11 protein-coding genes are annotated in these 14,834 nt (G+C 71.8%); 8 read left to right on the plus strand and 3 right to left on the minus strand.

Features of this window, described 5'->3' with window-relative positions; translation table 11 throughout:
• Window positions 1-28: 28 nt before the first annotated feature.
• Both Drose_RS24420 and Drose_RS24425 read right to left on the minus strand, forming a co-directional pair.
• Complete coding sequence (locus Drose_RS24420; protein WP_260723636.1) at window positions 29-1,627, minus strand: ABC transporter substrate-binding protein; 1,599 nt, start codon at window positions 1,625-1,627, stop codon at window positions 29-31.
• Between the two features lie 332 nt (window positions 1,628-1,959).
• Window positions 1,960-2,631, minus strand: a complete 672-nt coding sequence (locus tag Drose_RS24425) for a FadR/GntR family transcriptional regulator (RefSeq protein WP_260723637.1) — start codon at window positions 2,629-2,631, stop codon at window positions 1,960-1,962.
• Window positions 2,632-3,001: 370 nt separating this feature from the next.
• On the opposite strand from Drose_RS24425, the gene Drose_RS24430 reads away from it, so the two are divergent.
• The 3 genes from Drose_RS24430 (at window position 3,002) to Drose_RS24440 (ending at window position 7,613) form a co-directional block, all read left to right on the plus strand.
• Window positions 3,002-4,759, plus strand: a complete 1,758-nt coding sequence (locus tag Drose_RS24430; RefSeq protein ID WP_260723638.1) for an exo-alpha-sialidase — start codon at window positions 3,002-3,004, stop codon at window positions 4,757-4,759.
• A 379-nt stretch (window positions 4,760-5,138) separates the two neighbouring features.
• Window positions 5,139-6,293, plus strand: coding sequence for a glycosyltransferase (locus tag Drose_RS24435; protein WP_260723639.1), 1,155 nt, complete (start codon window positions 5,139-5,141; stop codon window positions 6,291-6,293).
• A 9-nt stretch (window positions 6,294-6,302) separates the two neighbouring features.
• Complete coding sequence (locus Drose_RS24440) at window positions 6,303-7,613, plus strand: lanthionine synthetase LanC family protein (protein WP_260723640.1); 1,311 nt, start codon at window positions 6,303-6,305, stop codon at window positions 7,611-7,613.
• A gap of 142 nt (window positions 7,614-7,755) precedes the next feature.
• Here Drose_RS24440 and Drose_RS24445 read toward each other — a convergent pair whose 3' ends face one another.
• Window positions 7,756-8,892 (minus strand): uroporphyrinogen-III synthase, encoded by a 1,137-nt coding sequence (locus Drose_RS24445; protein WP_260723641.1) that lies wholly within the window; start codon window positions 8,890-8,892, stop codon window positions 7,756-7,758.
• 287 nt (window positions 8,893-9,179) lie between these two features.
• Between Drose_RS24445 and Drose_RS24450 the strand changes: the two genes are divergently transcribed.
• The 5 genes from Drose_RS24450 (at window position 9,180) to Drose_RS24470 (ending at window position 14,754) form a co-directional block, all read left to right on the plus strand.
• A complete protein-coding gene (locus Drose_RS24450; protein WP_260723642.1) occupies window positions 9,180-9,665 on the plus strand; it encodes a TOBE domain-containing protein in 486 nt (161 codons plus the stop codon).
• A 24-nt stretch (window positions 9,666-9,689) separates the two neighbouring features.
• Complete coding sequence (locus Drose_RS24455) at window positions 9,690-10,991, plus strand: ABC transporter substrate-binding protein (RefSeq protein ID WP_260723643.1); 1,302 nt, start codon at window positions 9,690-9,692, stop codon at window positions 10,989-10,991.
• Window positions 10,991-12,265 (plus strand): carbohydrate ABC transporter permease, encoded by a 1,275-nt coding sequence (locus tag Drose_RS24460; RefSeq protein ID WP_260723644.1) that lies wholly within the window; start codon window positions 10,991-10,993, stop codon window positions 12,263-12,265. Before Drose_RS24455 ends, Drose_RS24460 begins: the two co-directional genes overlap by 1 nt.
• Window positions 12,262-13,182 carry a carbohydrate ABC transporter permease gene (locus Drose_RS24465; protein WP_260723645.1) on the plus strand — a complete coding sequence of 307 codons (921 nt, stop codon included), beginning with the start codon at window positions 12,262-12,264 and terminating at the stop codon, window positions 13,180-13,182. Before Drose_RS24460 ends, Drose_RS24465 begins: the two co-directional genes overlap by 4 nt.
• Window positions 13,183-13,482: 300 nt before the next feature.
• Window positions 13,483-14,754, plus strand: a complete 1,272-nt coding sequence (locus tag Drose_RS24470) for an MFS transporter (protein ID WP_260729800.1) — start codon at window positions 13,483-13,485, stop codon at window positions 14,752-14,754.
• The last annotated feature ends 80 nt before the right edge of the window (window positions 14,755-14,834 follow it).

Here is a 14,834-nt window from a genome sequence, read left to right on the forward strand (position 1 = left end):
GCACGGTCACACCACCGGGGACGACGACTCACGCCCGCGACGCGCCGAGGAAGTACAGGCCGGTGGTCGAGGCGCCCTGGAAGTCCTTGAGCTTCGCCGGGTCGTAGGCCGTCACCGTCTTGACGTGGAAGACCGGATACAGCGGCGCCTCGTCGGCGATGAGGTCGAGGGCCTGCTTCCACAGCGCGGCCTGCTCGGATCCGGAGGCCTTCGCGGCCGACTCGATGAGCTGCGCGCACTGCTTGGCCACGTCGGGGGCCCACCGGTAGCGGTCCTTGGTCCAGGTCTGGTTGAGGTAGAACCAGCGCAGCAGCAGATCCACGTCCGGGCCGAACACGGTCGGGTCGCCGGACGCGGCGAGCACCCGGAAGTTCGCGCCCGGCACGACGCTGCCGTAGATCGCCGACGACGGCTTGGTGTTGAGCGTCGCGTTCACCCCGATCGCCTTCCAGGCGTCGATGAGCACCGGGGCGCTGTCCTTGACGAACGCCGTGTCGGTGGTGTTGAGCTCGAACGACAGGTTGCTCGCGCCCGCCGCGGCGAGCAGGCTCTTGGCCTTGTCCGGGTCGTAGTTGTAGGCGGTGGCCGCCTTCTGGTAAGCGGCGTTGCCCGCGTCGAGGTAGCTCGACGCGGCCGTGCCGTAGCCCTGTAGCGCCGTCTTGACGACCTTGTCCGCGTCGATGGCGTAGTGCAGCGCCTGCCGGACCCGCTTGTCGCTGAACGGCGCGGCGGCGCAGTTGAACATCAGGAACAGGTGGTTGAACGCCTGCTTCTCCTCCACCTTGCGGTCGGTGCCGACACTCTTGACGTCGAGGTACGGCACCGCCTCGATCGCCTGGGAAGAGCCGCCCCGCAGATCGTTGAGCCGGGCGGTGCCGTCCGGGCTGGTCCGCAGCGTGATCTTCTCGACCTTCGCCGGGCGTGGACCGTTGTAGTTGGCGTTGACGCCCATCACGACGCCGGCGGTGGCGTTGGCACTCTGCACGGTGAACGGCCCCGAGCCGATGGGTGCGGTGTCGAAGGCCTTGGACGCGGCGGCGTCGCCGGTCTTCGCCTTCGGCACGATCTTGATGACCGCGATCCGCTGCGGGAACAGGCTGAACGGGTGCTTGAGGCTGAACTCCGCGGTCCGCTGGTCCTTCGCGGTGACCTTGTCGACGAAGGTGATGAACCCCGCCATCAGCGCCTTGTTCGCCGGGTCCATCGCCCGCTGGAACGACCACGCCACGTCGTCGGCGGTCACGGGAGAGCCGTCGGAGAACTTCGCCCCCTCGCGGAGCGCCACGGTCCAGGTCAGCCCGTCCGCGCTCACCGTGGGCTGCGAGGCGGCCAGCGCCAGGTACGGCTTGCGGGTGATCGGGTCGAGGTCGATCAGCGCCTCGAAGACGTGCTGGTTGACCGCCGTGGCCACGGCACTGGAGGCGCTCATCGGGTCGAAGCCGCTGGACAGGGTGAAGGCGAGTGTGGCCTCGATCGTCTTGCCGGCGGGGCCGCTGGACTCGCCGCCCTTGTCGCCGCCACTGTCGCCGCACGCGCCCAGTCCACCGGTGATGGCGGTCGCCGCGCCGAGGATGCCTGCGTAGCGCAGGACGTCACGGCGGGACACGCCTTCAAGGCTTTGCTTCATGCCCACTCCCGAAGATATAAGACGTCGTACGTCTGATTAATCGTAGGCGGTACGTTAGGAGCCGGACGGGACAGGGTCAAGGCCAGCGCCGGAACCATCGGTAACGGATGTGCAACATCGATCATGCGGGCGTCACCAGCGCTGACGGCCGGCCCGGCGGGGTGTTCGACGCCGGCCACCGGCGCCCCTACCAGCACATCCTCTCGGGCGCGCCGCCGGGCCGCGGCACGCGAGCCACGGCACGGCCGGGCACGGCGGTGCCCGTCGAGCGTCTCACACGTCACGCCGCGTCATCTCCAAGACCGCCGGCCGAGCGCGTGCCGCGACGGCGGTCAGGCTCGTCCGGCGGCGGCGATCCTGCGGCGTACCGGCGCGTAGTGCGCCACCACGGCCGCGGCGAACGCGTCGGCGTCGCGGCCACGGGCCGCCTCCACCATGGCGCGATGCGCGGCGACGGTGTCGGCGTCCTCCGCCGGGCTGGACATGCCCAGGTACGGCGCGACGATCGCGTGGACGTCCCAGAACGCTCCGGTGAGCTGGCTGATGAGCTGGTTGCCCAGGGGTTGCATGAGGAGCTGATGGAACTTCCGGTCGGCCTCCACCTGCGCCGCACTGCCGGGCGGACATTGCTCGAGCTCCGCCGTGGCCTGCTCCAGATCGGCCAGGTGTTCCCCGTCGAGCCGCTCGATGATCTGCGCGGCCATGCCCTCCTCGAACAGTTGCCGCACCTCGACGAGGTCGAGCAGGGCGCGGAGGTCGTCCTCCGGGCTGAGCAGGCCACGGAACGTCAGGCTCTCCACCAGCGCGGACAGTGACAGCCGTCCGACGAAGGTGCCGGAGCCGTGGCGCACCTCGACGATGTCGAGTGCGGCCAGGGTCTTGATCGCCTCCCGGAGGCTGGACCGGCTCGCGTTGAGCGCCTCGCACAGTTCGGCCTCGGTGGGCAGCGGATCGCCGGGCTTCAGCCGGTTGTCGATGATGTACGTCTTGATGCGATCCGTCACCGCCTGCCGAAGCAACGTACGGTCCGGCCGGATGGGCTTGATCTCGGTTCGCATCGAGCTGGCTCTCCCCTGATCCCGTCATCGTTGTCACGCTCCCCTGCCACGAGCATCACATCAGACATCATACGCCTGACCTTTCCCGTTTCCCCCGCCGCCGCCTTGCGCGTTGATCTTGCAGTTGTGGTGCCTGACAAACCGGGCACTCAGGGAGCGTCCCGGCACCACAACTGCAAGATCAACGCGGGTGGTGGGGGGCGGCGCAGTCAGGCACGCGAATCTCTTGACGCTCCACCGGCATCGATCTACGGTCATCAGACATCGCACGTCCGATGATTTGGCATCCTGGTCATCGCACCCCGAAGGAGCCGATGTGAGCCCCCGAAGAAGCTTGATCCGAGCGGTGACGGCGGTGGCGGCGGTGGCGGCGTTCGCCCTGACCGCCACGCTGCCGGCCGACCCCGCCCGGGCCGCCGCACCCGCCGGCGTCATGGCCGTCGCCGGCGCGGACTGCACCACCAACCGCCTGACGCTGACCCTCGTCAACAACAGCAGCGCCGCCCAGACCTACACGATCACCTGGCCGGGCCGGTCCGGTTCGCCGTGGACAAGCACGGTCCCGGCGGGCGGAACCTCGTTGCGCTACTGGACCCTCGCCCCCGGGGCGGCGTACAACCTGCGCACCACCACGCCGACCGGGCTGGACACCACGACGGCCGGTCTCTTCCACTGCGGCACCGGCATGTCGGCGCTGACCAGCATGGACTGCACCGCCGGCCGGCTGCAGCTCGCCCTGGAGAACCGGACGAGCACGGCGAAGACGTTCACCACCACGTGGCCCGGCCGGAGCGGTTCCCCGTGGACCACCAACGTGGCCGCGGGCGGCAACGCCCTGCTGTCCTGGACGGTTCCGTCCGGCACGTCGTACGCGTTGCGGACCACCGCGACAGGGTTCGACCTGACCAACCAGGGCACCGCCACCTGCGGGCTGGACGCCGGCACCCCGCAGATGAACGCGGTGACAGTGCTGACGACGCAGAGCGTCATCCGCGGGCTCAACGGGCCGAACGGGCACTACGACGGCACCGTGGCGTCGGTGCGCATCCCCGGCATGGCCGTGACGAACAACGGCACCGTCATCGCGGTCGCGGACGCACGGGTGAACGGCAACTACGACCTCGGCGGCGGTGACAACAACATCCAGATCGCCATGATGCGCAGCACAGACGGCGGACGCACCTTCGAGCAGCCCCGCGTCATCCACCACGCGCCGGCGCTCGGCGCGGGCGTCGGCGACCCGAGCCTGCTCGTCGACCGCGCCACCGGCACCGTGTACTGCTTGTACACGTACTCCCCCCGGGTGGGCGTCAGCTACTGGGCGGCCGGCTCCGGCACCAACTCGGCCGGCGACCCGGACAGCCTGCACCTGCAGTACGTCAAGAGCACCGACAACGGCGCGACGTGGAGCGCGCCGGTCGAGCTCAACCCGCAGCTCAAGGATCCGGCGTGGAAGCAGGTGTTCTTCTCCTCCGGCCACGGCATCCAGACCAGCTCCGGGCGCCTGATCCAGCCGATCTCGTACCGTGACGCCAACGGCGTCAGCAACGCGGGCAACGTGTACAGCGACGACCACGGCGTGACGTGGCGGCGCGGCGGCTCCGCCGGCGCGAACATCAACGAGAGCAAGGCGGTCGAGCGCGGCAGCGGCACCGTGGTGCAGAACATGCGCCACGACTCCGTCAAGAGCCGCTACTACTCGACGTCCACCGACGGTGGTGCCACGTTCGGCGCCGCGACCGCGAGCAGCCTGCTGCCCGACCCGGGCTGCAACGCCGACGAGATGAGCTACCTGCGCCCCGCCGACGTCGGGCCCAACGGCGCGCCGACGCGGACCGCCACCGTGCTGTTCAGCAACAACGCCAGCTCGAGCAGCCGCAACAACCTCACTGTCCGGCTGTCCACCGACAACGGGGCCAGTTGGCCGGCCCGGGCGCTGCTCAAGCCGGGCGCGGCCGGCTACTCCACGATGGCCGTGCTGTCGAACGGCCAGGTCGCCGACCTGTACGAGATCGGCAACACCGGCGGCATCATCTTCACCCGGTTCAACCTGGACTGGGTGCGAGGCGCCTGACCGGTCCGCGGCCGACGGCGGGTGCGTCCACATCGGACGCACCCGCCGTCAGCGGCACGGCGGTGGGTCGAACGGCACACCCAGGATGTCTGATGCCGATCGCGGTAACAGGATGCGCATGGTCGAACATGGATGGCCGAAGGTTCGCCGGGGTCCGAGCGCCACCCGCTACCCGTCGCGGGCTGAGCCGCGCCGACGCAGGCCACCACCACAGTTTCATGTTCGTGGGGTGTCTGGGTGGCCGGAGACGCACAACCGCTCCACGATCATGAGGCTGCGCCCAGCCGGCCGGTTCGTCGGGTTTCCCCGCATACCGGCGGCGCAGGATGGCGCGTTTCCGTGTAGCTGAAGGGCCGACCGGGTCCAAATAATCGGGGCCATGCGTGTGTTGTTCACGGCGGTGCCGATCTACGGGCATCTGCTGCCCGTGCTGCCGCTGGCCGAGGCCGCCGCCACGGCCGGGGACGAGGTCGTGCTCGCCGTGCCCGGCGGGATGGCGCCGCTGGCCGGGGGGCTGACCACCGTGCCGGCCGGACCGGACACGGAGGTGCTGCTCGCGGAGAACGACCGGCGGACCGGCGGGGCCGACATGGCGGACATGCGTGACGTCTTTCCCGTCGCGTCGTTCTTCGCCGGGACCCGGGTCGACCTCTCGTTCGACGGCACGCTGGCGCAGGCGCGGGCGTTCGGGGCCGAGGTCGTCGTCACCGACGAATACGACGCGGTGGGGGCGATGGTCGCCGCGGCCCTGGGGGTGCCGCTGGTGCGGCACGCGGTCGGGCTGCCGGTGTCGCCGCCGGCACTGGTGCCGGCCATGCGGGCGTTGCTGGCGCCACGATACGCCGAGCGCCGCCTGACCCCGGCCGGGCGCGTCGCGCTGGTCGACCCGTGGCCGGCGGCGCTGCACGAGCCCGGGTGGGAGCCGGCGGCGGACCGGCTGCCGATCCGGCCGCGGGCGTACGCGGGGACGGCGCCGGCCGCCGTGCCGGCGTCCACCGCGCCGCGGCGGGTGCTCGTCACCCTGGGGACCGTGCTGCTGGACGCGGCGATGCTCGACGCGCTGGTGGACTCGGTGGCGGGGCTCGACGACGTGGACGTGCTGGCCGTCGTGGCGCCGGGCACCGACCGTACCCTCGCGGACGCCAGGGCGAACGTGCACTTCGTCGGCTTCGTCCCCATAGCCCAGCTCCTGGCCGCGGACGTCTCGGTCGTCGTCGCCGCGGGCGGCGCCGGCACCGTGCTCGCCGCGCTGAGCCACGGCATCCCGATGGTGCTGTGGCCGAAGGGCGCCGAGAAGCCGATGAACGCCGAGCGGGTCGCCGCGGCAGGGGCCGGCATCGTCGTCGACGAGCCGGGGCAGGCGGCGGCCGCGGTGCGCAAGATGCTGCACGACGGGGCGTACCGCGCGGGAGCCGAGCGGGTCGGCGAGCGGCTACGCACCGCGCCCGAACCGGCCCACGTCTGGGCCGCGCTGCGGCGGAAGCTGCCCAGCGGCGCACGCCGACCCGCCGGGCCGCGACCGCTCGGCGGGTAGCGTGCAACGGTGACGTATCGGGAGCTTGGTGAGGCCGCCTGGACATGGGTGCGGGCGCGGGTGCGGGACGACGACGGGCCCTGGCTGGCGGAGGTCGATGCCGTGGCGCCGCCGGCCGACCGGGACTCGCTGTACGCGGGACTGGCCGGGCTGGCGCCGCTGCTCGCCGAGATCGCCGCCGGTCGTGAGCTGACCGCCGACGAGCGAGGGCTGGCCGGTCGGGTCGTCGAGCGGCTGGCGGCGCGGGCGCGGACGCGGGGCGAGGCCTCGCTGTACGACGGGCTCGCCGGGGACGTGACGGCGCTGCGGCTGCTGGCGCCGGGGCGGGAGGCGGTGGCGATGCGGCGGATCGCCGAGCTGCGCACCGCCGACGGCTGGGACACGACGCTCGACCTGGAGTACCGCGGCCCCGTCACCGACGTCGTCATGGGCGCCGCCGGCGTCGTGCTCGCCGCCGTGTGGGCCGCCGGGCCCGGCGCCGCGGACATCGCGGACGGCGGCGGGACGGCGCTGCTCAGGCGGGCGGAGGCGACCGAGGGCGGTCTCGACTGGCGGATGTGGCCGGGGTACCGCTCCAGCACCCCCAACTTCTCGCACGGCACCGCCGGGGTCGCGTCGGCGCTCGCCGTCGCCGGCCACGTCCTGGGCCGCGCGGATTTCGTCGACGCGGCCGTGCGCGGCGCGGAGCACCTGCTCAGCGTCGGGGACCTCACCGGCGGCGGGTTCGTGGTGCCGCACACGCTGCCGTACTCGCAGCGGGACGTGGAGCCGGTGACGTACACCTGGTGCCACGGCCCGGCGGGCACCTCGCAGTTGTTCGCCGCGCTCGCCCGGGCCGGCGCGCACACGGCCGGCGGCCACGACGTCGGCGAGCTGCGCCGCCGCTGCCTGCGCTCGGTGCTCGCGTCGGGCGTGCCGGCCCGCCTGCGACCCGGGTTCTGGGACAACGACGGACGATGCTGCGGTACCGCGGGCGTCGGCGACATCCTGCTCGACGCCTACCAGGACACCGGTGAAGGGTGGCTGCTCGACGGTGCCCGGCTGATGGGCGACGCGCTCGTCGAGCGGGCGGTCCGCGACACCGGCGGGGCGCGGTGGCGGTTCGTCGAGCACCGGCAGGACCCGCCGCTGCTGCCGCCGGGTGTGTCCTGGATGCAGGGCGCCGCCGGGATCGCGGCGTTTCTGCTGCGCCTGGCCCGGATCGTGGAGACCGGGCCGGAGGCGCCGGCGCCCGACCGCCCCGACCAGTGGTGGTGCGTCCCGGACCGGCTGCGCACCACCCGGGCGGGCGGCGGGTGGCCGGCCACGCTCTCGGGGTGATCATTTCCCGCGTGTACCGACCACTCGGATCCGTGGACGGTCGCCCGGGTCGACTCGACGAACGCGAACCAGAACACCGCCATCACCCGGGAGTACCGCGTGCACGGGCTGACGGGAGTGCGCAGCAGCGGAGCCGCGCCCGTCAGGCGGCGAGCCGGTATCCGTGTTTGATCACTGTTTGTACGAGGTCGAGGTCGGGTACTGCCCGGCGGAGCCGGGATACGGTCATTTCGATGGCATGGTCGTCGGCGTCGGTGAGGCCGGGGACGAGGTGTCGGATGTCGGTGGTGGAGAGGACTCTTCCGGGTCGGGTGGCGAGGGCTCGTAGGACGTCGACGGGTCCTTGCTGGATCGGGTAGAGCTTGCCGTCGAGGAGTGCGGCGTGTCCGCGGACTTCCAGTGCGTGGCCGCCGACGGTGGTGTGGACGGTTCGGTTGAGGACGGTTCTGGCCAGGAGTGCGGCGGTTTCCTCGTCGAACGGCATGGGTGGTGTGGCCGGTTGGACGTGGTGGTTGCGGAGGACGGCTGCGGCGAGGGGGCCACGGCAGACGGCTGGGATGTGGGCGCCGAGTTGGGTGATGACGGCTGGTAGTCGCCCGTGGTCGGTGGCGAAGCGCAGGATGTGGCCGGTGGCGACGGGGTCGATCCAGGCCACGGCGTCGAGTTGGCGGCGGCCGATGAGTTCGACGACGCGGCGTACGCCGACGACGTCGTTGGGTGGTTCGGTGGTGTAGGTGGGGAGTTCGGTCACGTGGGCGCCGTGGAGTCGCAGCGTCTGGCAGTGTTCGGTCTGGTCGGGGGTGTCGAGTTGGGCGGCGACGCGCCGGCCGTGGGGTTGGTGGGTGAGGAGGTATCGGTAGATTTCGTCGGCGGTTCCGGTCGCGGTCGAGAGGATGTCGTGCAGGGCGTCGGCCCGGAGGGCGTCGGCGGTGCGTGGGTTGGCGGCCAGGAGGCGGGCGGTGCGCAGCGCTGTTCGTAGCCGGTCGGGGTCGGGTGCGGTGCGCAGCCAGGCCCGCGCGCCGGTGGCCGAGGAGATGATCACGTCGGTGAGGGGTGTGTCGAGGCTGGTGGTGGTGGCGTGGCGCAGGGTGTGGGGGTCGGGTTGCGGTACGGCGCGGACGCCTTGGACGGACACGGTTCGGGCGCCGTGGTGTTCGAGCAGGTCGGCGAGGCGGTGCCGGCGGCGGTGGCTGATCACGGCGATGGTGAATCCGGCGAGGAGGGTCGGGTTGGCCGCAGCGTCGCGGGCGCTGCTGATGCCCGCCGGTTGCGGCGCCACGGTCTCCTTCCTGGGACGGTTCGGTGCACCAGATCGGGTCCGGATCGTACGTCCTGCGGTGCTGTCATGGGCAGTGTCGTGGCGGTCGACAGATTGAAACGCCTGTTGGGGGAGGCAGGTTCACGGCCACGCCGAGACCCCGGTCGCGCGGCAGGCCCGGGCGGCTCGTCCGGTGATCTTGTGAGACGCCTTGCAACACGGTTACACGTGGCGGCCGCCTCTGGTGCGGGCCGTCGTCGGGCCCCAACACTCGAATGACACGCCGCCGACCGTGATGGGGATGGCCAATGCATGCCAGCAGTGTGCTCGTTCGGGACGCTGACCCGCTCGTCGTGGCTGAGCCGACGATCAACCTGATACCGGCGATGCTCATCGAGCGCCTCGGCTGCCCTGTCCTCGCCGTGTGTGGCCAGCAGGTGCCGGTGTCGGCGCTGTTGCGGCAGCACCCGCTGTTGCAGCGGTATCTCGGCCGGCACATCGTCGTCGGGGTCCGGCCCGAGCACCTCCAGGACGCCGTGGTACGGCAACCCGCTGTGGCGGGACCGGCGGCATTGGTGCTGCACGGCGTGGTGCGCCTGGTCCGCCCCGCGGGCCCGGACCGGATCGTCGAGCTGGAACTGGCCGACGGCGAAGGCTGCGCACTGCCCGCGCCCACCGTGGTCGCGAGGGTGAGCGGCTGCTCGAACGCCGCCGCCGGTGAGCCGATCATGCTCGCTGTCGGCACGCGGCACATGCTGGTGTTCGACGCCCACAGCGGTCGAAGCCTGTGGTGAGGCTCCGGTGGTGAGGCTCCGGTGGTGAGACTAACCGGCCGCGCGCTCGCCGCCGGGCTGTGGTGCGCCGCGCTGCTTCTGGCCGGCTGCGATGCCGTCGAGACGCCGGCCAAGCCGTACGCCGGGCAGTCGGTCGAGATCGCCGGTAGCTGGACCGGCACCGAGCAGGCGAACTTCGAGCGGGTGCTGCGGGCGTTCGGCAAGCAGACCGGCGCGCGGGTGCGGTACACCTCCGGGGGCAGCGATCTTGAGGTGCTGGTTTCCGCACGTGTCAGGGGTGGGACACCACTCGACATCGCCATGATCCCGCAGCCGGGGGTGATCGCCCGGTACGCGGCCACCGGCGCGGCGAAACCGATCACCGGTGCCGCCGAGCGGGCCGTCCGCGCGCACTTCTCCCCGCAGTGGCAGCAGTTCGGCAGCGTCGACGGCCGGCTCTACGGGGTGTACTTCAAGGCCGCGAACAAGTCGGTCATCTGGTACCGCGACGACGCGTTCACCGCGGCGGGTGTCGGGCCGCCCACGACGCTCGACGAGCTGACGGCGGTGTCGCAGACGCTCGTCGACTCGGGCACGGTGGCGATGGCGGTGCCCGGCGCCGACGGCTGGCCGCTCACCGACTGGTTCGAGAACGTCTATCTGCAGCTCGCCGGCACGGAGGCCTACGATCGGCTGGCCATGCGTGAGCTGCCGTGGACCGATCCGACGGTCGTGGAGACCCTCCGGGTCATGGGCCGGTACTGGGCCTCACCGCGGTTCCTGCAGGGTGGCCCCAGCGGCGCGCTGCAGACCACGTTCACCCGCTCGGTCGCCGACGTCTTCGGGCGCAGGCCCGGAGCCGGCATGCTCTACGAAGGGGACTTCGTCACCACCGAGATCGCCAAGCTCGGCCTATACCGCGTCGGCGACGGCGCGCGGTACTTCGCCTGGCCGACGGTGGACGGCAGCGCCGGCGCGGTCATCACCGGTGGTGACGCCGCCGTCGCATTCACCGACCGGCCGGTGACGATGGCGCTCATCGCCTACCTGGCGTCTCCGGAAGCCGCCGCGATCATGGCCCGCAGCGGCGGGTTTCTGTCGGTCAACCTCGGCCTGGACGCCGCCGCCTATCCCGACGCGACCACGAGGTCGCTCGCCGAGAGACTGCTGCGGGCGCCGACGCTGCGGTTCGACCTGTCCGACCTGAGCCCGAGCGGCTTCGGCGGCGGCAACGGTGCGAGCATGTGGCGGCTGCTGCAGGAATATCTCGCCGAGCCGACGACGGACCCGGCCCTGGTCGCGGCGCGGCTCGAGGCTGCCGCCGCCGTCGCGTACAGGGGCATGTGATGGCACGTACCGCCAGGGTCTCCACCGCGGCGTGGTTCCTCGCACCCGCCGCGCTGTTCGTGCTCACCCTTGTGCTGTACCCGATCGGTCGGACGGTGTGGTGGAGCTTCCACGACGCGGCCGGCCGCGACCTGGTAGGGCCGGCCAACTACGTCGAGATCTTCACCGCACCCCGCATCCGCCGGGCGCTGCTCAACAACGCCATCTGGATCATCGTCACACCGAGTCTCGTCACCGCGGTCGGGCTGCTGGTGGCGGTCCTCGCGCAGCGGGTCCGCCGCACCGCCGCGTTGCGGGTCGTGCTGTTCATGCCGATGGCGATCTCGCTGGTGTCCGCCGGGATCACGTTCCGGCTCGTCTACGACGAGAGTCCCGACCGGGGCGTGCTCAACGCGGTCGTCGTCGCCGTCCACGACACGTTCAAGCCGCCGTCGCTGTATCACGGCGCGCGGGCCCGTGACGGCCAGGCGCTCGTGCCGAGCGGCGGCGGGCTGCAGACCAGCCGGACCCTCGCCGCCGGCGAGGCGGTCCTGTTGCCGCTGGTCGGGCTCGCACCCGGGCAGGTGCCGGAATCCGCGCTGCCGGCCCCCGGCACGGTCGGCACTGCCGAATCCGGGATTCGTGGCGTGGTCTGGTCCGACTTCAGCGCGACCGGCGGCCGGCCGGGTGCCGTCGACCCCGGTGAGCGGGGCCTTCCCGACGTGGCGGTGGAGGTGTTGCGCGACGGCAGGGTGGTCTCCCGGACGCGGACCGCGGCGGACGGCACCTTCAGTGTGCCGGAGCTGACCGGCCAGGGCTACGTGGTACGGCTCGCCGCCGGTAACTTCACCGAGCCGTTCGCGGGCCTCACCTGGCTCGGTCCGTCCCTCGTCACCCCGGCGATCATCGGCGCGTACATCTGGATCTGGGCCGGTTTCGCGATGGTGCTGATCACGGTCGGATCGGCTGCGATCCCGAGGGAGACCCTGGAGGCCGCCCGGGTCGACGGCGCGAGCGAATGGCAGATCCTGCGGCGGGTGACGGTGCCACTGATGCGCCCGATCGTGGTGGTCATCCTGCTGACCCTGACGGTCAACGTGCTCAAGGTGTTCGACCTGGTGCTGGTCGTCGCGCCGGAGTCGGCACAGGGGCCGGCGTCGGTGCTCGCGCTGGAGATGTGGCGTTCGTCGTTCGACAACGTCGGCCGGGGCAGCGCCCTGGGCGTGCTGCTGCTCGTCCTGGCGTTGCCCGGAGTGCTGTTCAACATCCATCGCTTGCGAAGGAGCGAGCGTTGAGCATCTTCGCCCCGGTCGCCGTGCCGGAGCTGCGGCCCGCCGGCACCGAACCGGACAGCCGGCCCCGGGTGAGCCCGGCCGTCCGGGTCGCCCGGCGGCTCGGCCGCGGCGCCGCCCAGGTCGCTGTCGTCGCCATCGGCCTGTGGTGGCTGGTGCCGGCCCTCGGCCTTGCCGTCGCCAGTCTGCGCAGTCCGGCCGACAACAGCGACACCGGCTGGTGGACGGTCCTGGGCGCGCCGACCCGGCTGACGCTGCGCAACTACCAGGACCTGGTCGCCGACGGCCGGATCGTCCACGCGCTGTGGAACACGGTGCTCATCTCGGCCCCGTCGACTGCGCTCGTGGTGGCGATCGCCGCCGCCGCCGCGTATCCGCTGGCGTGGCTGGAGTTCCGCGGCCGGCACGCGGTGACGCTGGTCCTCGCCGGACTCATCGCCGTGCCGGTGCAGATGGCGATCATCCCCGATGCGCAGTTGTTCCGGCTGCTCGGCCTGTCCGGCACCATCCCCGCGGTGGTGGCCTTCCACGTCGCGTTCGGCCTGCCGTTCGCCATCTTCCTCCTCCGCAACTTCTACGTGGCGATTCCGTCGGATCTCATCGAGGCCGCACGGATGGACGGCGGCAGCGAGTTCGCGATCTTCCGCCGGATCGTGCTGCCGCTGGGCGGGCCGGCGCTCGCCTCGCTGGCGGTCTTCCAGTTCGTGTGGGTGTGGAACGACCTGATCGTCGCCCTCGTCTTCGCCCGCTCGGACCACGCACCGATCACGGCGGTGCTCCAGGAGCAGATGCGGTCGTTCCCCTCCAACATCGACGTGATCGCTCCCGGCGCGCTCGTGTCGATGGCCGTACCGCTGCTGGTGTTCTTCCTGTTCCAACGGTTCTTCCTGCAAAGCATGCTCGCCGGCTCGGTCCGGTAGCCGCACCACCCTCGCCGCCTTCGCGACCCCTTCATGACGTGCTCACCCTGCTGTCCACCACCCGCTCACCGCCCGCCCGGCGCGTGACGGCCCACGCTGATGCGGTATCCGCCACCTTTGTTGCGTCGATCTTGCAGTTGTGGTGCCTGACAAACCGGGCATTCGGGGAGTGTCTTGGCACCACAACTGCAAGATCGGCAAGGTGGAGCCGGTGCGGGCCGGGCGAAATCGGGGTGCCGTCCGAACCGGCGGTCGCTAAGCTCCGGCCGAACCGACGAGGGGCGAGGCGTCTTCTTGAACGTGTTACACCGGCTGCGGCACCTCCGCATGGATGTCAGGCCGCTGCGGCACCGGGACTTCCGGCTGCTCATGGCCAGTGGCGTGATCACCATGTTCGGCAGCTTCATCACGATCGTGGCGGTGCCGTTCCAGCTCAAGCAGCTCACCGGGTCCTACGTCGCGGTCGGTGTCGTCGGCGTCGTCGAGCTGGTCCCGATGGTGCTGTGCGGCCTGTGGGGCGGCGCGATCGCCGACGCGGCCGACCGGCGCCGGGTGATCCTGTGGTGCGAGGCCGGCATGGCGGTGTGCACCGGCGGCCTGCTCGTCAACGCGTTGCTGCCGCACCCGGCGGTGTGGCCGCTGTACGTCGTGGCGGCCGCGGTCGCCGCGCTCGACGGCCTGCAACGGCCCTCGCTCGACGCGCTGATCCCGCGGCTCGTGCCCCGCGAGGAGATGACCGCCGCCAACGCCCTGCAGGGAATGCGCTGGCAAGTCGGGGCGATCGCCGGTCCGGCGGTCGGCGGCGTGCTGGTCACCGCGGCCGGCGTGCCGGTGGCATACGCCGTGGACACACTCACCTTCCTCGCCTCCATCTTCCTGCTCTTCGCGCTGCGACCGGTGCCGCCGGCGGCCGAGGCCGAGCGACCGAGCCTCGGCGGCATCCTGCGCGGCGCGCGGTACGCGTGGTCGCGCCCCGAGCTGCTGGGCACCTACTTCGTCGACATCGCCGCGATGTTCCTGGCCATGCCGATGGCGCTGTTCCCGTTCGTCGCCGACGAGCTGCACGCACGGTGGGCGCTGGGCCTGCTCTACGCGGGCCTGCCGATCGGGGCGCTGCTGGTCTCGCTCACCAGTGGCTGGGCCTCGCGGGTGCACCGGCACGGCCTGGCCGTGCTGATCGCCGCCGGGGTGTGGGGGCTCGCCATCGCCGGTTTCGGCCTGGCTCCCGACATCTTCACCGCCATGGCCCTGCTCGTCGTGGCGGGCGGCGCCGACATGGTGAGCGGGCTGTTCCGCTCCACGATCTGGAACCAGACCATCCCCGACCACCTGCGCGGCCGCCTCGCCGGCATCGAGCTGCTGTCCTACTCGATCGGTCCGACCGCCGGCCAGCTCCGCGCCGGTGTCATGGCCGGTGCGACCGGGCTGCGGGGGGCGATCGTCTCCGGCGGGCTGCTGTGCGTGGGCGCCGTCGCCCTGTGCGCCGCGCTGATGCCCGGCTTCACCCGGTACGACGAGCGCACCGACCCGCACCGGCGCAGCGCCGAGTTGCAGCAGGCACCGGCCGGTTGACGCGGAGCTCGGCGGCAGCACCCGTGGCGGGCCGGGACGCCCGCTCGGCGGAGATGACCGCACGGGTCCGACGGACCCCC

It is taken from the genome of Dactylosporangium roseum (assembly GCF_025264685.1).
GTDB lineage: Bacteria > Actinomycetota > Actinomycetes > Mycobacteriales > Micromonosporaceae > Dactylosporangium > Dactylosporangium roseum.

Excerpts from the sequence above, each read along its gene's own strand:
- Drose_RS24420 (WP_260723636.1), bottom strand. The coding sequence starts at position 1,627 with ATGAAGCAAAGCCTTGAAGGCGTGTCCCGCCGTGACGTCCTGCGCTAC.
- Drose_RS24435 (WP_260723639.1), top strand. The coding sequence starts at position 5,139 with ATGCGTGTGTTGTTCACGGCGGTGCCGATCTACGGGCATCTGCTGCCC.
- Drose_RS24450 (WP_260723642.1), top strand. The coding sequence starts at position 9,180 with ATGCATGCCAGCAGTGTGCTCGTTCGGGACGCTGACCCGCTCGTCGTG.
- Drose_RS24460 (WP_260723644.1), top strand. The coding sequence starts at position 10,991 with ATGGCACGTACCGCCAGGGTCTCCACCGCGGCGTGGTTCCTCGCACCC.